Genomic DNA, 531 nt, shown 5'->3' on the forward strand with positions numbered 1-531 from the left:
GGCTGTGGCAGCGGCTCGACGAGGCGACCGAGGCGGCCGTGACCCTCGTGGTCGCCCCAGCCGGGGCCGGCAAGACGCTCGGCGTGACGGGCTGGCTGCGGCACGCCGCCCCGGCACACGCGGAGCACCCCGTCTGGATCACCGCCGACGAGTCCTGGACTCCCGAGCAGATCGACGCGGTGCTCGACGGCGCGGAGGCACCCGCCGGCCCCGGGGGCACGCCGACGCTGGTCGTGGTGGACGACGCCCACCTGCTGCCGCCGTCCGCCCTGCGCCGGGTCGACGAACGGCTGAACAACACGCCCGAGGCCATCCGCGTGCTGCTGCTGAGCCACTGGGTGCTGCCGCTGACCCGCCTGGTGCCGGAGCTGCTGGGCAACTTCACGCTGCTGCGCGGCGACCTGCTGCGGCTGAGCGACGCCGAGAACGCGGCGCTGGTCTCGGCGCACGCCCGGACCGGGGACCGGCAGGTGGTGGACGCCGTGGCACGGCAGGCGGAGGGCTGGTGCGCGGCGGCCGTGCTCGCCGCCC

The 531-nt window shown here is 76.6% G+C and carries 1 protein-coding gene; it reads left to right on the plus strand.

Translation table 11 applies throughout. The annotated features are described in order from the left end of the window. Positions 1-531: hypothetical protein (locus PROKR_RS36155; protein WP_036969005.1), on the plus strand; the 531-nt coding region annotated here is incomplete at both ends.

Source organism: Promicromonospora kroppenstedtii DSM 19349 (genome assembly GCF_000515355.1).
GTDB classification, from domain to species: Bacteria; Actinomycetota; Actinomycetes; order Actinomycetales; family Cellulomonadaceae; genus Promicromonospora; species Promicromonospora kroppenstedtii.